The organism is Novosphingobium sp. GW821-FHT09E05, from assembly GCF_059416165.1.
Genome location: NZ_JBWKOQ010000002.1, coordinates 324,836 through 344,802, shown reverse-complemented (window position 1 = coordinate 344,802; position 19,967 = coordinate 324,836). Strand labels below are relative to the sequence as shown.

Genomic DNA, 19,967 nt, shown 5'->3' with positions numbered 1-19,967 from the left:
TGAGCAGACAAGGACAGTTTTCGATGACCGGACGCATTGCCAACCCCAAGATCGAGAAGCTCATCGTCGATCGCTGGAGCCCCCGCGCCTTCGACGGCAGCGAGATCCCGCAGGCGGACCTCGACACCATCCTCGAAGCGGCCGGCTGGGCGCCTTCCGCGTACAACGTGCAGCCCTGGACCTTCCTCTACGCCAAGCGCGGCGATGCGAACTGGGATCTGTTCCTCTCGCAGCTGATCGACTTCAACCAGAGCTGGGCGAAGGATGCTTCGGCGCTCGTGTTCGTCGTCTCGGACACACTGATGCGGTCGGAGAAAGGCAATTCGGACAACCACAGCCACAGCTTCGACGCCGGCGCCGCCTGGGCGCTCGCGGCCCTGCAGGCGCAGGCGCTGGGCTACCACACCCACGGCATGACCGGCCTGAAGTTCGGCGACGCCGAGGCCGCGCTGGGTGTTCCCGCCGACCACCGCCTCGAAGCGGGCTTCACCATCGGTCGGCAGGGCGACAAGGCCTCGCTGCCCGACTTCCTGCAGGAGCGCGAAGTCGCCAGCACGCGCAAGCCGCTCGCCGAGATCGCCAGGGCGGGCAAGTTCGCCTGATCCTGGCCGTCGGCTCTTGGTAGATGTGGCCCGGTCTCTCGCAGGAGAGGCCGGGCCGTTTGCTGTCCGGGCCACGAAATCGCCTTTATTGCATGGCCAACTGGCAGCACCTTCCCCTCCTCGCGAGGCCGCCATGCCCTTCGACCTGCCGCCCTCGCCGCCGCCCGCGATCGAGGCCGCCGCCTTCGATCTTGCAGAGATGCCTGCCGGGGACCGGGGCATCGACTTTCGCGCCGTCCGGCGCCGTTGCCCCGAGGGTCGCCCGGGCGAGATCGTGGTCTGCGCGCAAAACCCCGAGAAAGAGCGGGTACGGCCGCTGCCCGATACTTACGCGGCCGAGGAGGGCCTGCCGCGCGCGGAGCTGGGGCTGGGCGACAACGCCACCATCGACGTGCATGTCGACCAAGCGGCGCTGCCCGGCGCGGTCAGCAACCGCGTCATGGTGGGCGCGAAGATCAAGTTCTGAACGCGCCTGAAAGCCGCCCTTGTCGGCGGCGAGGCAAGCCTTGGGTCGTCATCGCGCGCGCTCTCGGCCATAGCGCCAGCGGTCAGCAGGACGGATTGGAAGGCATGGCGCCGGCTTCATCGACACATGAGCATTGGCGGGTGCGCGCGATAGGGCACCTGGGCTGGCTGAGGGGCGCGGTGGGCGCGGTCATCGGCATTGCGCTGGCGGGGCTTACGACGTGGCTTGCCCTTGGCCTCATTCCGGGAGGGCGCAGCGATGCGCTGCCGTTCCTCGTCGCGCCGCTCGGGGCCTCGGCGGTGCTGGTGTTCTGCGTGCCCGCGAGCCCGCTGGCGCAGCCCTGGGCGGTGATCGGCGGGGACCTGCTCTCCGCCGCCGTGGGGCTCGTCGCCGGGCACCTCATCGGTGATCCGTGGGCGGCGGGGAGCCTTGCCGTGGGCACCGCGATCGCGGTCATGTCGCTGGCGCGCTGCCTGCATCCGCCCGGCGGGGCCTGCGCGCTGCTCTGCGCGCTCGGGGCGACCGGCAAGGTGCCCTGGGACTGGACCTGGATGGCGCCGATCGCGGCCAACGTGCTGCTGCTCTGCGCGGTCGGCTGGCTCTACAACAACCTTACCGGCCACCCGTGGCCGCATCGCCCGCCGCGTGTGCCGCCTGTCGCGGCGGCGGCCTACACCCGTGAGGACATCGTCGCCGTGCTGGAGGACTGGAATGAGGTGCTCGACGTCGATGTCGACGACCTAGACGCCTTCGTGCAGGCGCTGCTCCGCCGGGGGAAGGCTGGCTGACGACGTATCTTGCTGCCCCGCCTTGAAAGGGCGCGCGCACGGGCCTAGGTCGTCGGGCATCGTCTCAAACCGCCAGAAAGGCCCCTCGCGATGAGCGCAACCGCACCCGAACTCGTCCTTTCCGGCGGCACCGTCCACACGCCCAGCGGGCCCGTCATCGCCGATGTCGCCGTGCGGGACGGCAGGATCCTCGGCGTGGGCTCCTATCCCGACGCGGTCCGGCGGATCGACTGCACCGGGCTCGACGTGCTGCCCGGCGTGATCGACAGCCAGGTCCACTTCCGCGAGCCGGGGCTGGAGCACAAGGAAGACCTCGAGACCGGCAGCCGCGCCGCGGTGATGGGCGGGATCACCGCCGTGTTCGAGATGCCCAACACCAACCCCAACACCGACACCACCGAGCGCGTGCTCGACAAGCTCTCCCGCGCGCATCACCGCATGCACTGCGACCATGCCTTCTACGTCGGCGCCACGGCGGACAACGCGGTCGAGCTCGCCGAGCTGGAGCGCATTCCCGGCACCGCAGGGGTCAAGATCTTCATGGGCGCCTCGACCGGCAGCCTGCTGGTGGCCGAGGACGAGCAACTCGCCCGCGTGCTCGCGCATGGCCGCCGCCGCGTCGCCATCCATGCCGAGGACGAGGCGCGGATGAACGCGCGCAAGGACCTGCGGGTCGAGGGCGATCCCTCCAGCCACCCCGTCTGGCGCGACGACGAGAGTGCGATGCTGGCCACCAAGCGCATCCTGCGCCTCGCCCGCGAGGCGAAGCGTCCCATCCACATCCTCCACATCACCACCCCGGCCGAGCTGGAGCTGATCGGCCAGCACCGTGACATCGCGACCTGCGAGGTGACTCCCCAGCACCTGACGCTGGCCGCCGAGGAAGCCTATCCCAAGATCGGCACTTTCGCGCAGATGAACCCGCCGATCCGCTCGGCCGCGCACCGCGACGGGCTGTGGCACTGGCTGCGCCAGGGCGTTCCCGACGTGCTCGGCTCCGACCACGCGCCGCACACGCGCGAGGAGAAGGCCAAGACCTATCCCGCCAGCCCCTCGGGCATGCCGGGGGTGCAGACGCTGCTGCCGCTGATGCTCGATCATGTCGCCAAGGGGCGGCTGACGCTGGAGCGGCTGATCGACATGACTTCCAGCGGCGTCCAGCGCGTCTTCGGGCTTGTCGGTAAGGGCCGCATAGCGACGGGTTATGACGCGGACTTCACGGTGGTCGATCGCAAGGGCCGCTTCACCGTGACCGAGGACTGGAACGAGAGCCGCTGCGGCTGGACGCCCTTCGCCGGCATGGAACTGGAAGGCCGCGTCGTGGGCACCATCGTGCGCGGGCATACCGCGATGTGGGAAGGCCAGCTGGCGAACGAGGCCGTGGGCGAGCCCCTGCGGTTTGCGGGCGCGCTCTAAAGGCGCCGGAGGGCTTACACGCGGGCCTCACCTCATAACTCGTCGCCCCCGCGTAGGCGGGGGCCCCGCTTCATTCCTCGCGAAGCCGAAGGAACAAGCGGGATCCCCGCCTTCGCGGGGATGACGGGGTATTTTGGTATCGACCGGGGCGCCTGGTATCGGCAGGTCCGGCCTAGCTGGCGATCGCAGCCGCCCTGCGCCGTGACAGGATATCCCAGCAGAACACTGCGATCGCGGTCCAGATGAACAGGAAGCAGACCAGCTGGATCGGCCGCAGCGGCTCGCCGAAGACGAGGATGCTGAGGAAGAACAGCCCGGTCGGCGTCACGAACTGGATGAAGCCGAGGATCGAGAAGTCGAGCCGCCGCGCGGCGCTGGCGAACAGCATCAAGGGAATCGCCGTCAGCGGCCCGGCGCAGGCGAGCAGCAGGTCGAGCTTGAGCGAAGAGCCCATCGCCAGCCCCTGCGGCGTCTGTGCCTGCCATGCCAGCAGGCCGAGGCCCGGCACCAGCAGGACGATCGTCTCCACCGTCAGGCCGGGCAGCGCGTCCACCGCTACCAGCTTGCGCACGAGGCCGTAGCCCGCGAAGCTGAACGCCATCAGCAGGCTGATCCACAGCGTGTCGAGCGCGCCCTGCGCCAGCAGGGCGACGCCGATGGCCGCGAGGGCCACCGCGATCCACTGCCGCCGGGTCAGCTTTTCCTTGAGGAAGACGGTGGCCGCCAGCACGTTGACCAGCGGGTTGATATAGTAGCCGAGGCTGGCGGCAAGGACGTGGCCGTCCATGACCGCGATGACGTAGATCAGCCAGTTGGCGCCGATGAGCAATCCGCTGACCACCAGTGCACCGAGCACGCGTGGGGCCATGAACGCCGCCTTCAGGGCGGCGCCCTGCCGGAATAGCAGGATCATCACCAGGCAGAACGGCAGCGTGAACAGCAGCCGCCAGACCACCACCTCGAACGGGGCGACGGCATGCAGCAGCGCGAAGTAGAGCGGGAACAGCGACCACACAGCATAGGCGCCCAGCGCCTGCGGCAGGCCGGCGATCACGCGGGTTTGGCGGGGCAGGGTCTCGGGCATGGGCTTGTCTCTGCGGGCGGCAGCGCCCGGATGGTGGCCTTAGGGGCGCCTTGGAATGCGAACAACCACTCGCACCATCGCCGCTGCGCCTTCGGCTCGTCGCAAAATCGAATTCTGACAGCGGCGTTGCGGATCGTTCATAATAAGCGGCGTAAAGATGAATGCATACAGCGGATCGACGGATATGGCCGGTTCGCCCTCACCTGAAGGGAGATACGCAATGAATGCATTCTTCAAGGCTTCCGCCATCGCCGCCGCTGCCGCCAGCCTCGCCACCGCGATGCCCGCCACCGCCGCGATCGCAGCTTACAACCCGGCCGCGAGCTTCACCGCTCCGGGTGAGCAGGTTTCCGACTACGGCCGCCAGCGCTACTCGAACGAGGATCGCCGCCGCGGCTATGGCAACTACGACCGCTACGATCGCCGCGACGACCGCCGCGATTATCGCAACGACGCCCGCTCGTGGCGCGGCAACGACGGCCGTTACTACTGCCGCAAGTCGAACGGTACCACCGGCCTGCTGATCGGCGGCGCGGCGGGTGCGCTGCTGGGACGCGGCATCGACACCCGCGGCGACCGGGCCACCGGCACCCTGCTCGGCGCGGCCGCCGGCGCCCTGCTGGGCCGCGAGGTTGACCGCGGCGGCTCGAACAACTGCCGCTGATCCGTCCCTGATCTGAGGTTTTCCCGAGCGAACGGCGACGCGAGGGGAAACCGCCCGGACCCCATGTGTCCGGGCGGGAGGGCGTCCGCTTCCGGCGGGCGCCCTCTTCGCGTGGGTAATGCGTAGCGGGGCGACCTTCCCGAAATGGGACGCGGGGTTACAGGCGGCTGGCACTTAACGGCATTTTCGCGTTTTCCTCCGACAGGAACGATGTGGCCCGCCCGGGGCCGGACGAAGGAATGCGCCGATGAAGACCCCCGCCCGTCTCGCCCTGCTCGGTCTCGCCGGAACGCTGCTGCTCGCCGGCTGCGATTCGAACAAGGGCGCCCCGGACCCGGCCGAGACCGACCCCGCGCTCACCGGCGCGCTCGGCGACCAGATCATGGTGGACCCCGAGATGGCGGGCGAGCAGGGCGCGGCGGTCGCGCCCAGCGGCGGCCAGATCACCATCCCCCCGCAGGACCGCACGCCCGAGGCTATCGCGGCGGCGAAGAAGCAGGCCGCGCAGCTGGTCGGCGGAACGCTCAAGCCCGCCCCCGCCCCGGCGCAGGGCGGCGCCAACGCACTGGCCGAAAGCGCGGCGACCGCGGCGCAGGTCGCGCAAGCCTCCAAGGCCGCCAGCGCCGACTGCTCGGCCAAGGTCCAGTATTCGAACACCTGGGCGGCCAAGCTGCCCCCCGAACTGCCGGTCTATCCGCGCGGCGCGGTGCAGGAAGCGGCGGGCATCGACGGAGGCGGCTGCGCGCTGCGCGTCGTCAACTTCGCGACGCCGGTGAGCGTGGGCGACGTCATCAGCTTCTACTACACCAGGGCGGCAGCGGCCGGTTACGGCGCCGAATACAAGCTCGACGGCGGCGATCATGTGCTGGGCGGACGCAAGGGCGGCAAGGCCTACGTGGTCTATGCGCGCAAGCTGGCGAGCGGGCTGACCGAAGTCGATCTGGTGGCGAGCGGGAAGTAAAAGCCCTCTCCCCTTCAGGGGAGAGGGTTGGGAGAGGGGAATGGCGTGCGCTCGCCCCTCTCAACTGCGGCTAGTCAGCAAGCTGACAAGCCTGCGTATATCTCCCCTGAAGGGGAGAGAGAGCGCGCTACCTCAACCCCACCCCGATCACCGCGCGCGGTTGTTCCATCTCGCCCGAGGCCACGGGGTAGGCGCAGTAGTCCGCTGCGTAGTAGCCCGTCGGCCGGTGGTTGCCCGAGAGGCCGACGCCGCCCATCGGCGCGGCGTGGCTGGGGCCGATGGTGGCGCGGTTCCAGTTGACGATCCCGGCGCGCACATTGGCCCAGAAGCGGTTGTATTCCTGCGGCGTGCCCCCGACCAGGGCGGCGGCGAGGCCGTAGCGGGTGGCGTTCGCCTCGGCGATCGCCTCGTCGAAGTCGGAAACGCGGATCACCTGCAGGATCGGGCCGAACAGCTCGACGTCGGGGCGCTCCTTCATGGCCGTCACGTCGATGATCGCGGGGCTGAGGAAGGGCAGCTTGTCGTCCATGCGCACGAGGTGCTTGATCGCCCTGCCGCCGTGGCTGAGGAGATAGAGAAAGCTTTCGGTCAGCCCGTCGGCGGCGGCATTGTCGATCACCGGGCCCATGAACGGCGCGGGCTCGTCGAACGGCGCGCCGACGATCACGCGGTCGGCCAGTGCCTTCACCTCGGCCATCACCGCGTCGTACAGCGTTTCGCGCACGATCAGGCGGCGCGCGGCGGTGCAGCGCTGGCCGGCGGTGGCGAAGGCGGACTGGACGATCAGCGCGGCGGCGTCGGTCAGCTTGGGCGTGTCCCAGACCACCATCGCGTTGTTGCCGCCCATCTCCAGCGCGACCATCTTGTCGGGCCGCGCGGCGAGGCGCCGGTTTATGCTGATGCCGGTGCTGGCCGAGCCGGTGAACAGCACCCCGTCCACGCCCTCGTGCGCGACGTAGGCGGCGCCCTCGGCCGGGCCCCCGGGGGCGAATTGCAGGACGGCGGCGGAAATCCCGGCCCGGTGGAAGCACCGCGCCAGCACTTCGCCCGAGGCGGGCGCGCGTTCGCTCGGCTTGAAGATCACCGCATTGCCCGCGATCAGCGCGGGCACGATGTGCGCGCCGGCGAGGTGCGCGGGGTAATTGAAGGGGCTGAGCACCACCAGCACGCCGTGCGGCTTGTGGCGCACCGCCATGCTCCCCTGCAGCGCCGAATCGAGCTTGCGCTGGGCGGTGCGCTCGGCATAGGCGCGGATCGAGACTTCGACCTTGCCGATCACCGCGTCCACTTCGGCGCGGGCTTCCCACAAGGGCTTGCCGACTTCGCGGGCGATCGTGGTGGCCAGTTTCTCGGCGTCCTTGCGCACTTCGTTGGCGAAGCGGCGCATCAGTTCCATGCGGGTGGAGAGCGGCTGCGCGGCCCAGCCCGGCCAGGCGCGGCGCGCGCGCGACACGGTCTCGTCGACGTCGGCCACGGGCCCACGCCAGACTTCCGCGCCGGTGGCGGGTTCCCACGAGATGACTTCGGCCTTGCTCACGTTGCTCCCGGGTCCCCGTCCGCGATCTGTCCCGCTGGCTGGTTGCGGCGGGCTTGTGACTGAACCGTCCATCGCGGCAGAGGATCCGTTAACTGTCATGTGTCGAGATTTCGCGACCTTGGCACAGGTATTCCTACCGTGATGTGAACGGGCGGTGTTTCGCCGCGCTTTCAAGGGAACTGACGCCAGTGCCCCCCGCAGCCCTGGAAGGACTGGCCAACAGCCGTCGTCCTCGCGAAGGCGGGGACCGCTGGGTACGCCTCAGGCGATGGCTTGACGGCGGTCCCCGTCGGCGCGGGGACGACGGACATCGTCAGGTGGAGACACATACTCCCTGCCCCGCCGGTGCGGGCGCCGGGCCGAGCTGCGCGCCGAGCCCGCGAATCGCTTCGACTTTGGCGTGGAGTTCACTCCAGTCGTCGGACTGGTCGATGGCGGACCAGATGCGCTCGACCTCGTCGATCAGCACGCCGGGGGGCGCGTTCTCGTGCCAGAGCCGATCGTCGATGGCGGCGGCGGGCGCATAGCCGCGCAGGATCGCGCCGAAGTCGTCGTCGCCCGCCCCGCGCCCGGCGCGGTGGTCGAAGAAGAACTGCTCGGGCGCCGCGCCGCTGGCGACCATGCTGGACTCGGCGGCCTGGATCAGCGCGGTGTCGGCCTCTGCCCCGCGCGGCTCGACGCCGAGGCGCCAGGTGAAGCGGCGGGCCATCGCCGCCTGATACAGCGGCCCGAAGCGGTCGAGCGCGGCGACCAGCGGGGCGGTTTCAGCGAGCTGGCGCAGGGCGACCGCAAGCTGGCCGCAGTTCCACAGCAAGGCCTCGGGCTGGCGGCCGAAGGCGTAAAGGCCCGAGTGGTCGAAATAGGCGGCGGTGAAGCGCGGGTCCCATTTCGGCAGCCAGCGCCACGGGCCATAGTCGAAGCTCTCGCCCGAAATGTTCATGTTGTCAGTGTTGAGCACGCCGTGGACGAAGCCCGCGACCATCCACGAGGCGGCGAGGTCGGCCAGCCGCTCGACCACCTGGTGCAGCAGGATCACGGCGGGCTCGTCGCGCCCGGGGGCATCCTCGGGCGGAAGGTTTCCGGGATAGGTTTCGAGGCTGTAGGCGACCAGCGCCTCCAGATGGTCCTTCTCCTCCAGCACGGCCAGGCGCTGGAAGCTGCCGATGCGGATGTGCCCGTGCGAGAGGCGCACCATCACCGCCGAGCGGGTGGGCGAGGGCTCGTCGCCGCGCCACAGGTTCTCGCCGGTCTCGATCACCGAGAAGGTCTTGCTGGTGTAAACGCCCAGCGCCTCGAGCATTTCGGTGGCGAGGATTTCGCGCACCGCGCCCTTGAGCGTCAGCCGTCCGTCGCCGTCGCGGCTCCACGGGGTCTGGCCCGAACCCTTGGTGCCGAGGTCGAGCAGGCGGCCTCGCGCATCGCGCATCTGCGCGAACAGGAACCCGCGCCCGTCGCCGAGGTCGGGGTTGTAATTGCGGAACTGGTGGCCGTGGTAGCGCAGCGCGAGCGGCTGGGGCAGGTTGCCGGGCAGCGGCGTGAAGCGGCCGAAGTGCGCGGTCCACTGCGCGTCGTCCAGATCGCCGAGGCCGACGGCCGCCGCCCAGCGGTCGTTACGGAAGCGCAGGTCGGTACGGGGGAAGTCGGCGGCGTGGACCGGGTCGGCGATCCATGCCGAGATCGCCTCGATTCGCGGGTCGGGGCGGTAGGGCGCGGCTTGCGGTTCGCTGTGCATCAGGCGATAGTGGGGCCCCGCCGCCCGCCGATCAAGCGCAGCGGTTTTCTTTGTTTTTCCGCGTTTAGAGGGTAGCCGCTCGGGAATGAAGGTTTTCGAAGATCGCTTCTGGTCGAGCCGCGATGGTCTCAAGCTCCATTTCCGCGATTATCCGGGCCCCGATGGGGCGGGCGGACACCTGCCGGTGCTCTGCCTTCACGGGCTGACCCGCAACGCCCGCGACTTCGATGTGCTCGCACCGCGCCTTGCCGCCGGGCGCCGGGTGATCTGCCCCGACCTGCGCGGGCGCGGCGACAGCGAATATGCGCGCGATTCGGCCACCTACACCCCCATGCAATACTGCGAGGACGTGCTGGCGCTGCTCGAGCAGGAGGGCATCGACCGCTTCGTGGCGATCGGCACCTCGCTCGGCGGGCTGATGACGATGGGCCTCGCGACCGTGATCCCCGAGCGGATCGCCGGCGCGGTGCTCAACGACGTCGGCCCCTGGCTCGAGCCGATGGGCCTCGCGCGGATCAAGGACTACGTCGGGCAGGGCCGCTCCTTCGCGACATGGGTCCATGCCGCGCGCGGGCTGGAGGACACGCAGGGGGCCGCGCACCCCGGCCATACGCTCGACTTCTGGATCGGCATGGCCAAGCGGCTGATGACGGTCGCGGGCAACGGGCGCGTGGTGTTCGACTACGACATGAAGATCGCCGAGCCGTTCCTCGACCTCGACGTGGACGCTCAGCCCGACCTCTGGCCTGCCTGGGAGGCGCTTGGGCGCGCGCCGGTGCTGATCGTGCGCGGGGCGCGCTCGGACCTGCTGTCGGCGGCGACGCTGGCCGAGATGGTGCGCCGCATCCCTTCGGCCGAGGCGCTGACGCTTGCCGATGTCGGCCATGCCCCGACGCTGGACGAGCCCGAATCGGTGGCCGCGATCGAGCGGCTGCTGGCCCGGACCGGCTGACCTTGCGGGTCCTCCACCTCCATTCCAGTTTTTCGGCCGGCGGCAAGGAACTGCGCGCCGCGCGGCTGATGAACGTGTTCGGGGGCGGGCTGGAGCACACCGTCGTCTCGGCCCAGCCCGGCGCATTCGGTGCGAAAGTGGCGCTGGACCCTGCGCTGAACGTCCGCTTCCCCGACGACTTTCCAAGCCTCCAGGGCCGGCCCACCCCCCTGCGGCTGCTGCGGATCGCCCGGGCCATGCGGGGCTTCGACCTCGTCCTCACCTACAACTGGGGCGCGATGGACGCGGTTCTCGCGCATCGCCTCTACGCCCGCGCGCTGCGCCTGCCGCCGCTGGTCCACCACGAGGACGGCTTCAACGAGGACGAGGCGGGCGGCCTCAAGCCCCGGCGCAACCTGTTCCGCCGAGCGGCGCTCGCCCGCGCCTCGGCGCTGGTGGTGCCCTCGCGCCGGCTCGAGGGGATCGCGCTCCACGCCTGGAAGCAGCCGCGCCGCCGCGTGCGCCTCATCATCAACGGCATTCCCGTGGCCGCCTATCGCGAACCGCCGCCGGAGGACGCGATCCCCGGCCTCGCCAAGGCGCCGGGCGAGCGGTGGCTGGGCACCCTTGCGGGCCTGCGCGCGGTCAAGAATCTCCCCCGGCTGGTGCGCGCCTTCGCCGGGCTCCCGCCCGAGTGGCACCTGGTGATCCTCGGCGAAGGGACCGAGCGCGGCGCCATCGCCGCCCAGGCCAAGGCCTGCGGCGTCGGCGCGCGCGTCCACCTTCCCGGCTTCGTTCCCGACCCTTCGCGCGCGGTCGGCCTGTTCGATCTCTTCGCGCTCTCCTCCGACAGCGAGCAGTTCCCGATCTCGGTGGTTGAGGCGATGGCGGCGGGCCTCGCGGTCGCCTCGCCCGCGGTGGGCGACGTCGCGGCGATGGTATCGGGGGAAAACCGCAGCTACGTAACGCCCCCCGGCGATGAAGCCGCGCTGGCCTGGGCCATGGCCGAACTGGCCGGGGACGAGGCGCTGCGCCGTACCGTCGGCGACGCCAACCGCGCCCGCGCGGAGGCGCAATACGATGAAAACACGATGATTAGCGCCTATGCCGAGGTCTACGCCGCCGCTATGGGACGGTCTCGTTTTCCCTGAGCGAATCCGCGTTCAGCGGCGCTTCACGCCGGGACGGGCACCGACATCCCCGTTGAAAAGCCCTGTCCATTCGCTAAACACCCCCGCACCATCCCGATTTTTCCGCAGAAAGCGCCCGAATCTTGGCCCTGCCTCCCGACACCTCCACTCCCTCGACCGTGCGTGATGCCGCCCAGCGCGAGGTCTTCCTGCGCGAAGTCGACGAAGCCGTCCGCCAGGACCAGCTCGAAGGCTTCATGAGCCGCTACGGCAAGGCGCTGATCGCGGTGATCGTCGTCGCCCTGCTCGCCTTCGCCGGCTGGATCTACTGGGACCACCGCCAGACCAAGGCGCGCGAGGAGCGGGCCGAGGCCTACGTCCAGGCGCTCGACAGCCTCCAGGCCGAGAACCTCGACGCCGCCAAGGCCAAGCTGGCGCCGATCGCCGCCGCCTCGGGCTCGGACGCCAATGTCACTTCGGCGCGCCTGCTGCTGGGCGGCATCGCGCTGCGCCAGGACCGCAAGGCCGACGCGCTCAAGCTGTTCCGCCAGGTTTCGGCCGATACCGATGCCCCGCAGCCGATGCGCGATCTCGCCACCGTGCGCGAGATCGGCACCGATTTCGACGCGATGAAGCCGCAGGACGTGATCGACCGCCTCAAGCCGCTCGCCGCGCCGGGCAATGCCTGGTTCGGCGTCGCCGGCGAGATGGTGGGCATGGCCTATCTCAAGCAGGGCAGGCAGGACCAGGCCGGCCCGCTGTTCGCGGCGATCGCCAAGGACGAGAAGGTCGACCAGGGCCTGCGCAGCCGCGCGCGCCAGCTTGCCGCCGTGCTGGGCGTCGATGCGGTCGATGATGTCGTCGATGAAAAGGGCGAGCCGCTGAACAAGCCGGCCGCCAAGGTATCCGCCGAAGCCGCGGACGCCGGAGAATGAGCATGTCTCGTGAGGATATTCGCATGAACGCAAGCGTCCCCAATATCCGTAAGTCCGGCACCCTGCCGGCACGCAAGGTGGTGCCGCTGATCGCGCTCGCGCTGGTCATGGGCCTGTCGGGCTGCAAGGTGTTCGGCGGCGGCAAGGGCCCCGCCAAGACCCCCACCGTGGGCGACCGCGTGCCGATCCTCTCGCGCATCGAAAGCGGTGCCAAGACCGACCCGACGCTCGGCGCGGTCTCGGTGATCCTCCCCCCGGCCGAGGTCAATGCGACCTGGGCGCAGGGCGGCGGCACCCCGAACAAGGCCTATGGCCACCTCGCGCTGGCCGACAACCCGGTCAAGGCCTGGACCGCGCAGATCGCCGGCTCTACCAACCGCCGCCGTCTCGCGGCGGCGCCGGTCATCGGCGACGGCAAGATGTTCGTCATGGACACCGACGGCGTGGTCCACGCCTTCGACGCGCAGAGCGGCGCGAAGCTGTGGACCAAGAGCTTCGCGGTCGACGGCAGCAACCAGAATTCGGTGTTCGGCGGCGGCGTCAGCTTCGACGGCGACAAGCTCTACGTGACCACCGGCCTCGGCGAAGTGGCGGCGCTCAACGCTGCTGACGGCAGCCAGATCTGGAGCAAGAAGCCCGCCGGCCCGCTGCGCGGTTCGCCGACGGTGGCGTTCAACTCGGTGTTCGTGATGACGCAGGACAACCAGATCGCCGCGCTCAATGCGGCGGACGGGACCTCGGTCTGGAGCGAATCGGCCTCGCTCACCCAGTCGGGCGTGTTCGGCGTCGCCTCCCCGGCCGCCGGGCAGGGAACCGTGATCGCCGGGTTCTCGTCGGGCGAACTGGTCGCCTATCGCTACGAGAACGGCCGCCAGCTGTGGTCGGACGCGCTGTCGCGCACCTCGATCTCGACCGAGGTCGGCAGCCTCACCGACGTCGACGCCGACCCGATCATCGATCGCGGCCGTGTCTACGCGCTCGGCCAGGGCGGGCGCATGGCCGCCTACGAACTGATCACCGGCCAGCGCATCTGGGAACTCAACCTCGCGGGGATTTCGACCCCCGCCGTGGCGGGCGACTGGGTGTTCACCCTCGACGACCACGCCGAGATCCTGGCGATCGCCCGCTCGACCGGCAAGGTCCGCTGGCTGACCGAACTGGAGCGCTACAGGAACGCGAAGAAGCGCAAGAACCCGGTCTTCTGGGTCGGGCCGGTGCTGGCCGGCAACAAGCTGTGGGTCGCCAACTCGCGCGGCCTGCTGGCGACCGTCGATCCGGCGAGCGGCACCATGGCGCCCGTCACCGAACTCGACGGGCCGGTCTCGCTGGCACCGGTGGTGGCCAACCAGACGCTCTACGTCCTCGACGATTCGGGCCGCATCACCGCGTTCCGCTGACCTTCCGGTCCTCCCGGCCTCCGCCATCGGATCGCGCTCGGTCACGGTTTGCGCCCTCTTAACCAATTGCGGTTAGCGAACGGCGCATGAGCCAGACACCGAGCGCGCCCCAGAACCGGCCCCCCAGCGACGTCTCCGCAGGCGTCGGGCTGTCCGGCGTCGCCGCGCTGGGCGTGTGGCTGCTGGTCTGCCGCAACTGGGCCGTGGTCGCCGAGGCGCTGTCGCTGCCCGGCCCGCGCGCGCCGCTGAGCGGGCCTTATGCCGCGGTGGCGACGCTGCTGGTCACCGGCGCGGCGATGAGCGCATGGTCGCTGCTGGTCGACAAGGTCCATCGCCGCCCCTCCACCGGCATCGACTGGTCGCGGCGGCGGCCGCTGTCCGAAACGCTCGACGTGTCGATCACCAAGATCGCCGGGCTCTGGACGACCTGGGCGGCGATCGCCTGCTTCTACTGCATCTGCCGCTGGTACTGGGATGGCCAGTACCTCTTCGCCATGCAGGTGCTGGGCGCGGCGGCGGTGCCGCTGTTCCTGTTCTCGGTCCCTTACGTCCTGTGGCTGGACCGCGTCCTGGTGGAACCGCGCGATGCATCCTGGCACTTCGGGGCGCTGGTCGTCGGCGGCGCGTGGGACGCGGCCGAGGTGAAGAAGCACTGGCGGGCCTGGGCGATCAAGGGCTTCTTCGGGGCCTTCATGATCTCGATCCTGCCGGGCGGCTTCGGCCATGTGGTCGAGGCGGACTTCACCGCCATCGCCCGTGACCCGGTCGCGCTGGGCTCGCTGCTGATCGAGGCGCTGTTCCTGATCGACGTGCAGATCGGCACCGTGGGGTACCTGTTCACCTTCCGCCCGCTCGACGCGCACATCCGCAGCGGCAACCCGCTGCTGGCCGGCTGGGTCGCGGCGCTGATCTGCTATCCGCCGTTCGTGTGGGGCACCATGGGCCGCGCCGACGTGCTGGGCTATGAGGTCAATACCGGGGGCTGGGCCTACTGGCTCGCCGGGCACGACTGGCTGCTGTGGGGCTGGGCCGGCATGATGGTGGTGCTGACCGGCATCTACGCCTGGGCGACCTTCGCCTTCGGCCTGCGCTTCTCGAACCTCACCTACCGCGGCGTGCTGACGAACGGGCCGTACCGCTTTACGCGCCACCCGGCCTACCTGTCGAAGAACCTGTTCTGGTGGACCTCGACGCTGCCGTTCCTCGTCACCAACGGCTCGTGGACGGACGCGCTGCGCAATACGGTGCTGCTCGGCGTGGTCAGCGGCATCTACTACTGGCGTGCCCGGACCGAGGAAGCGCATCTGCTCGCCGAGGATGCGAAGTACCGCGAGTACCACGCCTGGATGGACGAGAATGCGCTCATCACGCGTGGTTTCGGGCGGGTGCTGGCGTTGCTGCCCAAGGGGCGCAACTAGCGCGCGATCGGGGTTGCCCGAAGCATCTTCGTCATTCCCGCGCAGGCGGGAACCTATCTGAGGTCGCTTCGTGTTGCGCCGTCATCAGATGGGTCCCCGCCTGCGCGGGGATGACGATACAATATAAGATGACCGCGCTCTGAGGGACGGATCGATAGTCCCGTCGACTCAGAAGCTCTTCACCGCGTAGATCTTTGAAAGATCGCCGCCCCACTCGCCGTTGTAGAGGTCGAGCAGGCGCTGCGCCGGGACCTTGCCCGACTTCACGATCTCGGCCAGCGGCTCGAGGTAGCCGGTCTCGTTCTCGCCGCTGGCATTGAGCCTGCCGCGCGCGGCGAGGCCCTGGCGGGAGATGTCCACCACCTCGGCCGCGATGTCGCGCAGCGTACCGCCGCTCTTTCCAGAAGATCCGGGAATCGGCGAATCGAGACCGAGCTTCGGCGCGGCCGAGCGCAGCGCCTCGCGGCCTTCCATGTCCCAGTCCTTGACGAGGTCCCAGGCGGCGTCGAGCGCGCCCTGGTCGTAAAGCAGGCCGACCCACAGCGCCGGCAGCGCGCAGATGCGGCCCCAGGGACCGCCGTCGGCACCGCGCATCTCGAGGAACGACTTGAGGCGCACTTCGGGGAAGGCGGTGGAGAGGTGGTCGGTCCAGTCGGACAGGCGCGGCAGTTCGCCCGGAAGCACCGCAAGCTCGCCCTTGAGGAAGTCGCGGAACGAGAGGCCGGCGGCGTCGATGTACCGGCCGTCGCGGAACACGAAGTACATCGGCACGTCGAGCATGTACTCGACGTAGCGCTCGTAGCCGAAGCCGTCCTCGAACACGAAGGGCAGCATGCCGGTGCGCTGCGGATCGGTGTCCGACCAGATGTGGCTGCGGTAGGAGAGGTAGCCGTTGGGCTGCCCTTCCGTGAAGGGCGAGTTGGCGAACAGCGCCGTCGCCAGCGGCTGCAGGGCCAACGAGGTGCGGAACTTCTTCACCATGTCCGCCTCGCTCGAATAGTCGAGGTTGACCTGGATGGTGCAGGTGCGCAGCATCATGTCGAGGCCCATCGAGCCCACGCGCGGCATGTGCCGCAGCATGATCTCGTAGCGGCCCTTGGGCATGATGGGCAGTTCTTCGCGGGTCTTGTCCGGCCACATGCCGAGGCCGAGGTAGGCCTTGCCGATGCGCTCGCCGATCGCCTTGACCTGGGCGAGGTGGCGGCCGGTCTCGGCGCAGGTCTGGTGCAGGTTCTCCAGCGGGGCACCGGAGAGTTCCAGCTGGCCCGCCGGCTCCAGGCTGACGTTGCCGTCCGCGCCCTTCATGGCGATGACGTTCCCGCCCCCATCTGGACTGGCCTCGACGATCGGCTCCCAGCCGAATTCGGTGAGGTTGTTCAGGAGGTCGCGGATGCCGCCGGGCTCGTCGTAGGACGGCGCGTGGTGATCGGCGGTGTCGTAGACGAACTTCTCGTGCTCAGTCCCGATCCGCCACGCCTCGCGCGGCTTTTCGCCCGCAGCCATCGGCGCGGCGAGTTGATCCAGGCTTTCGACCACCGGATCTTCGCGATCCGAAACCTCACGGGTGCTCATGGCGGCGGAATTAGTGCGAGCCGAGGGGAGACGCTAGAACTTTTTGTACCGCCTGGTCTTTTTGTACCGGGCGGTCGTTAAGAATGCCCGGCCGACCAGTCGCCCGATACCGCCATCCACAGCGCAGTGGCGGAAAGGCAGGCGGTCTCGGCCCTGAGGATGCGCGGGCCCAGCGTGATCGCGCGGGCCTGCGGATGGGCGCGGACGAGCGCGCGTTCCTCCTCGTCGAATCCGCCTTCGGGGCCGACCAGCAGCGCCGCCGGGCCGGAATGGGCGGCGAAGGTGGCCGCGGCGGGCGCGCCGCCCTGCTCGTCGGCGAAGAACAGGACGCGCTCCTGCGGCCAGCCGCGCAGCAGCGCCTCCAGCCTGACGACCGGCGCGACGCGGGGCAGGGCGGTGCGCGCGCACTGTTCGGCCGCCTCGGTGACGATCGTCAGCGCGCGTTCGGGGTTGAGCTTGTCGGCCACGCAGCGGCGCGTCACGAGGGGCTGGACCGCCGCGACGCCCAGTTCGGTCGCCTTTTCCAGCACGAGGTCGAAGTTCGGTTTCTTGAGCAGCGCGGCGCAGAGCACGAAGTCGGGCACGTCCTCGCGCCCCCGCAGGTGCCGGCGGGGGCTGAGCACTACCTCGCGCTTTCCGGCCGAGACGACCTCGCAGGCCCATTCGCCGGTCACGTCGTCGCAGGCGATCACCGCGTCGCCGGGGGCCACGCGCATCACCTTGCCGAGATAGTGCGCCTGCTGGCCCTCCAGCACGATCTGCCCCCCCTCGGACAGCGGGCCGGTAACGAACAGGCGGGGGGCCGAGCGCGGCGGCCAGGCGGGAGTGGCGGGCATGTCTGGCGGGCTTTCGGCAAGGTGGTCGGCGAGATTGTCGGAGGGGGATGCCCTTCTCGCGCGATCGCCGGGGGGATGCAACGGTGGCGGCGAAGTGTGCACGAATCACGTTCTGGCATGACTCCAGTGGCGCGATCGACTAGAGATCGCGGGGTGACCCAACCTTCGCTCGTCCCCGACAGCCAGCATCGCGGCCTCGTCTCGCTCCTGCCGCCGCCACTGGGCGACTTCGCCATGCTGGCGCGTTTCGACCGGCCGATCGGTTGGTGGCTGCTGTTCTGGCCCTGCGCCTGGGGGGTGATGCTGGCCGGGGGCGAGCGGCACTGGGGCATCGCCCTGTGGATGCTGCTGGGGTCGATCGCGATGCGCGGGGCGGGCTGCGTCTACAACGACATCGTCGACGCCGATCTCGACCGCAAGGTCGCCCGCACGGCCCTGCGTCCGATCGCGAGCGGGCGGGTGAGCCGCACCGCCGCCTGGGTCTGGCTCGCGATCCTCTGCGCGATCGGGCTCGTGGTGCTCCTGCAGCTACGCCCGCAGGCGCAGCTGGTGGCGCTGGGCAGCGTGGTGCTGGTGGCAGGCTACCCCTTCATGAAGCGCATCACCTGGTGGCCGCAGGCGTGGCTGGGCATGGTCTTCACCTGGGGCGCGCTGGTCGGCTGGGTGGAAGTGCGCGGCGACCATATCGACGCGCTAACCGCTCTCTATCTGGGCGCTATTGCATGGTGCATCGGCTACGACACCATCTACGCGCTGCAGGACCGCGAGGATGACGCGCTGGTCGGCATCCGCTCCTCGGCGCTCAGGATGGGGTCATGGGTGCGCGCCGGGGTCGGCGGATTCTACGCGGCGGCGCTGGCGCTGTGGGCGCTGGCGTTCTGGGCGATGCGGCCCGACTGGGTTTCGCTCGTCGCGCTGGCCCCGGTGGCGCTGCATCTGGCGTTCCAGGTCGCCACGCTCGACACCGAAGACGGCGACAACGCGCTCGCCCGCTTCCGCTCCAACCGCGACCTCGGCCTCGTCATGGCGCTGGCCTGCTGGGTGGTGGGCAACGCCGGCATCGTCTGAGCGCGCGCAAAATTGACCTGCCCCCCGCCGCGCCGTAACGCGCCAGGCATGACCGTCACCCGCTTCGCTCCGTCGCCCACCGGGCACCTCCACGTCGGCAACATCCGCACCGCGCTGCACAACTTCCTGCTCGCAAAGCAGGCAGGCGGGCGCTTCCTGCTGCGCATCGACGACACCGACGCCGCGCGCAGCCGCGAGGAATACGTCGAGGCGATCCGCGCCGATCTCGCCTGGCTGGGGCTCCATCCCGAGGGCGAGGAGCGCCAGTCCGCGCGCTTCGCCATCTACGACGAGGCCTTCGCGCGGCTCGAGGCAGCGGGCCGCGTCTATCCGTGCTGGGAAACGCCGCGCGAACTTGAATTGAAGCGCAAGGTCCTGCTCGGGCGCGGGTTGCCGCCGATCTACGACCGTGCGGCACTGGAGCTGAGCGACGCGGACAAGGCGGCGAAGATCGCGGCGGGCGACCTGCCGCACTGGCGCTTCCTGCTCGCCCGCGACGAGCCGATCGCGTGGATCGACGGCATCCGGGGGCCGCAGAAATTCGACGCGGCGCAGATGAGCGACCCCGTGGTGCGCCGGGCCGATGGGTCGTGGCTCTACATGCTGCCCTCCGTCATCGACGACATCGCCATGGGCGTGACGCAGATCCTGCGCGGCGAGGATCACGTCTCGAACACCGCCACGCAGGTGCAGATGTTCACCGCGCTCGGCGCTCCGGTCCCCGCCTTCGCGCACGAGGCGCTGCTGGTGGGAAGCGAGGGCAAGCTGTCGAAGCGCCTCGGCTCGCTGGGGCTGGCCGAACTGCGCGGAGCAGGCATCGAGCCGCAGGCGCTGGTCGCGCTGCTCGGGCGGCTGGGGACGAGCGACCCGGTCGATCCGGCGCTCGGGCTGCAGGAACTGGCGGCGAGCTTCGACCTCTCGCGCTTCGGCCGTGCCCCGGCACGCTTCGACGAGGCGGAACTCGAGCGGGTCAACGCCGGCGTCGTCCACGCGCTGGCTTTCGAGGCCGTGCGCGATCGCCTGCCCGACGGCATGGACGCGGCGGCCTGGGCAGCGGTACGGCCCAACCTCGCCCGCGTGGCCGAGGTTGGGGACTGGTGGCAGGTCGTGACCGGGCCGGTCGCCCGGCCGGAGATGGCCGAAGAGGACCGGGCCTTCTGCGCGCAGGCGGCCGAAGTGCTGGCCTCGATCGCATGGGACGAAGGCGTGTGGAAGGCGCTCACCGGCACGCTCAGGGACGCGACGGGGCGCAAGGGCAAGGCGCTGTTCCTGCCGCTGCGTCAGGCGCTCACCGGCATGGACCATGGCCCCGACATGGCCGCGCTGCTGCCGCTGATCGGGCAAGGGGCAGCGATGGAGCGGCTGCGAGCGGCGGCCTGACGCGGGGCAGAAAGCGAGTAGACCTTTCGCTTCCTTTCCCGTCGCCCCCG

General features: G+C 69.9%; 18 protein-coding genes. 13 read left to right on the top strand and 5 right to left on the bottom strand.

Annotated features, from left to right (window positions below):
• Positions 1 to 23 precede the first annotated feature (23 nt).
• The 4 genes from AC07M9_RS13495 (at position 24) to AC07M9_RS13480 (ending at position 3,272) form a co-directional block, all read left to right on the top strand.
• Complete coding sequence (locus tag AC07M9_RS13495) at positions 24 to 602, top strand: nitroreductase family protein (protein ID WP_494884268.1); 579 nt, start codon at positions 24 to 26, stop codon at positions 600 to 602.
• A gap of 133 nt (positions 603 to 735) precedes the next feature.
• Positions 736 to 1,068 carry a hypothetical protein gene (locus AC07M9_RS13490; protein WP_494884267.1) on the top strand — a complete coding sequence of 111 codons (333 nt, stop codon included), beginning with the start codon at positions 736 to 738 and terminating at the stop codon, positions 1,066 to 1,068.
• A 140-nt stretch (positions 1,069 to 1,208) separates the two neighbouring features.
• Entirely contained in the window at positions 1,209 to 1,856 is a 648-nt protein-coding gene (locus tag AC07M9_RS13485; protein ID WP_494884266.1) for an HPP family protein, read from the top strand.
• A 90-nt stretch (positions 1,857 to 1,946) separates the two neighbouring features.
• Positions 1,947 to 3,272, top strand: a complete 1,326-nt coding sequence (locus AC07M9_RS13480; protein WP_494884265.1) for a dihydroorotase — start codon at positions 1,947 to 1,949, stop codon at positions 3,270 to 3,272.
• A 172-nt stretch (positions 3,273 to 3,444) separates the two neighbouring features.
• On the opposite strand, the gene rarD is transcribed toward AC07M9_RS13480, so the two are convergent.
• Positions 3,445 to 4,356, bottom strand: coding sequence for an EamA family transporter RarD (gene rarD, locus AC07M9_RS13475; protein ID WP_494884264.1), 912 nt, complete (start codon positions 4,354 to 4,356; stop codon positions 3,445 to 3,447).
• 220 nt (positions 4,357 to 4,576) lie between these two features.
• On the opposite strand from rarD, the gene AC07M9_RS13470 reads away from it, so the two are divergent.
• Together AC07M9_RS13470 and AC07M9_RS13465 are read left to right on the top strand one after the other, a co-directional pair.
• Complete coding sequence (locus AC07M9_RS13470) at positions 4,577 to 5,020, top strand: glycine zipper 2TM domain-containing protein (RefSeq protein ID WP_494884263.1); 444 nt, start codon at positions 4,577 to 4,579, stop codon at positions 5,018 to 5,020.
• A 247-nt stretch (positions 5,021 to 5,267) separates the two neighbouring features.
• Positions 5,268 to 5,981: a hypothetical protein gene (locus tag AC07M9_RS13465; protein WP_494884262.1), complete on the top strand. Its 714-nt coding sequence runs from the start codon at positions 5,268 to 5,270 to the stop codon at positions 5,979 to 5,981.
• 127 nt (positions 5,982 to 6,108) lie between these two features.
• Here AC07M9_RS13465 and AC07M9_RS13460 read toward each other — a convergent pair whose 3' ends face one another.
• Both AC07M9_RS13460 and AC07M9_RS13455 read right to left on the bottom strand, forming a co-directional pair.
• Positions 6,109 to 7,590, bottom strand: coding sequence for a succinylglutamate-semialdehyde dehydrogenase (locus AC07M9_RS13460; RefSeq protein WP_494884261.1), 1,482 nt, complete (start codon positions 7,588 to 7,590; stop codon positions 6,109 to 6,111).
• Positions 7,591 to 7,831: 241 nt separating this feature from the next.
• Entirely contained in the window at positions 7,832 to 9,250 is a 1,419-nt protein-coding gene (locus tag AC07M9_RS13455; RefSeq protein WP_494884260.1) for a protein adenylyltransferase SelO, read from the bottom strand.
• A gap of 85 nt (positions 9,251 to 9,335) precedes the next feature.
• Here AC07M9_RS13455 and AC07M9_RS13450 point away from each other — a divergent pair, with 85 nt between their 5' ends.
• From AC07M9_RS13450 to AC07M9_RS13430, 5 genes are all read left to right on the top strand, one after another.
• Positions 9,336 to 10,202: an alpha/beta fold hydrolase gene (locus AC07M9_RS13450; RefSeq protein WP_494884259.1), complete on the top strand. Its 867-nt coding sequence runs from the start codon at positions 9,336 to 9,338 to the stop codon at positions 10,200 to 10,202.
• A gap of 2 nt (positions 10,203 to 10,204) precedes the next feature.
• A complete protein-coding gene (locus AC07M9_RS13445; RefSeq protein WP_494884258.1) occupies positions 10,205 to 11,332 on the top strand; it encodes a glycosyltransferase in 1,128 nt (375 codons plus the stop codon).
• Between the two features lie 122 nt (positions 11,333 to 11,454).
• A complete protein-coding gene (locus tag AC07M9_RS13440) occupies positions 11,455 to 12,246 on the top strand; it encodes a tetratricopeptide repeat protein (RefSeq protein WP_494884257.1) in 792 nt (263 codons plus the stop codon).
• Positions 12,247 to 12,269: 23 nt separating this feature from the next.
• Entirely contained in the window at positions 12,270 to 13,643 is a 1,374-nt protein-coding gene (locus AC07M9_RS13435; protein WP_494884256.1) for an outer membrane protein assembly factor BamB family protein, read from the top strand.
• 86 nt (positions 13,644 to 13,729) lie between these two features.
• Positions 13,730 to 15,061, top strand: a complete 1,332-nt coding sequence (locus AC07M9_RS13430) for a methyltransferase family protein (protein WP_494884255.1) — start codon at positions 13,730 to 13,732, stop codon at positions 15,059 to 15,061.
• Between the two features lie 168 nt (positions 15,062 to 15,229).
• Here AC07M9_RS13430 and AC07M9_RS13425 read toward each other — a convergent pair whose 3' ends face one another.
• Complete coding sequence (locus AC07M9_RS13425) at positions 15,230 to 16,633, bottom strand: glutamate--cysteine ligase (protein ID WP_494884254.1); 1,404 nt, start codon at positions 16,631 to 16,633, stop codon at positions 15,230 to 15,232.
• A gap of 77 nt (positions 16,634 to 16,710) precedes the next feature.
• Positions 16,711 to 17,469 carry a 16S rRNA (uracil(1498)-N(3))-methyltransferase gene (locus AC07M9_RS13420; RefSeq protein WP_494884253.1) on the bottom strand — a complete coding sequence of 253 codons (759 nt, stop codon included), beginning with the start codon at positions 17,467 to 17,469 and terminating at the stop codon, positions 16,711 to 16,713.
• 153 nt (positions 17,470 to 17,622) lie between these two features.
• Between AC07M9_RS13420 and ubiA the strand changes: the two genes are divergently transcribed.
• Positions 17,623 to 18,537: a 4-hydroxybenzoate octaprenyltransferase gene (gene ubiA, locus AC07M9_RS13415; RefSeq protein WP_494884252.1), complete on the top strand. Its 915-nt coding sequence runs from the start codon at positions 17,623 to 17,625 to the stop codon at positions 18,535 to 18,537.
• A gap of 48 nt (positions 18,538 to 18,585) precedes the next feature.
• Positions 18,586 to 19,917 carry a glutamate--tRNA ligase gene (locus AC07M9_RS13410; protein ID WP_494884251.1) on the top strand — a complete coding sequence of 444 codons (1,332 nt, stop codon included), beginning with the start codon at positions 18,586 to 18,588 and terminating at the stop codon, positions 19,915 to 19,917.
• The last annotated feature ends 50 nt before the right edge of the window (positions 19,918 to 19,967 follow it).

What these genes read in the sequence shown, in the direction of transcription:
- AC07M9_RS13435 (WP_494884256.1), top strand. Translation starts at nt 12,270, where the DNA reads ATGAACGCAAGCGTCCCCAATATCCGTAAGTCCGGCACCCTGCCGGCA.
- AC07M9_RS13480 (WP_494884265.1), top strand. Translation starts at nt 1,947, where the DNA reads ATGAGCGCAACCGCACCCGAACTCGTCCTTTCCGGCGGCACCGTCCAC.
- AC07M9_RS13425 (WP_494884254.1), bottom strand. Translation starts at nt 16,633, where the DNA reads ATGAGCACCCGTGAGGTTTCGGATCGCGAAGATCCGGTGGTCGAAAGC.
- AC07M9_RS13460 (WP_494884261.1), bottom strand. Translation starts at nt 7,590, where the DNA reads ATGGACGGTTCAGTCACAAGCCCGCCGCAACCAGCCAGCGGGACAGAT.
- AC07M9_RS13410 (WP_494884251.1), top strand. Translation starts at nt 18,586, where the DNA reads ATGACCGTCACCCGCTTCGCTCCGTCGCCCACCGGGCACCTCCACGTC.
- AC07M9_RS13450 (WP_494884259.1), top strand. Translation starts at nt 9,336, where the DNA reads ATGAAGGTTTTCGAAGATCGCTTCTGGTCGAGCCGCGATGGTCTCAAG.
- AC07M9_RS13465 (WP_494884262.1), top strand. Translation starts at nt 5,268, where the DNA reads ATGAAGACCCCCGCCCGTCTCGCCCTGCTCGGTCTCGCCGGAACGCTG.
- AC07M9_RS13495 (WP_494884268.1), top strand. Translation starts at nt 24, where the DNA reads ATGACCGGACGCATTGCCAACCCCAAGATCGAGAAGCTCATCGTCGAT.
- AC07M9_RS13420 (WP_494884253.1), bottom strand. Translation starts at nt 17,469, where the DNA reads ATGCCCGCCACTCCCGCCTGGCCGCCGCGCTCGGCCCCCCGCCTGTTC.
- AC07M9_RS13430 (WP_494884255.1), top strand. Translation starts at nt 13,730, where the DNA reads ATGAGCCAGACACCGAGCGCGCCCCAGAACCGGCCCCCCAGCGACGTC.
- AC07M9_RS13490 (WP_494884267.1), top strand. Translation starts at nt 736, where the DNA reads ATGCCCTTCGACCTGCCGCCCTCGCCGCCGCCCGCGATCGAGGCCGCC.
- AC07M9_RS13470 (WP_494884263.1), top strand. Translation starts at nt 4,577, where the DNA reads ATGAATGCATTCTTCAAGGCTTCCGCCATCGCCGCCGCTGCCGCCAGC.
- AC07M9_RS13455 (WP_494884260.1), bottom strand. Translation starts at nt 9,250, where the DNA reads ATGCACAGCGAACCGCAAGCCGCGCCCTACCGCCCCGACCCGCGAATC.
- rarD (WP_494884264.1), bottom strand. Translation starts at nt 4,356, where the DNA reads ATGCCCGAGACCCTGCCCCGCCAAACCCGCGTGATCGCCGGCCTGCCG.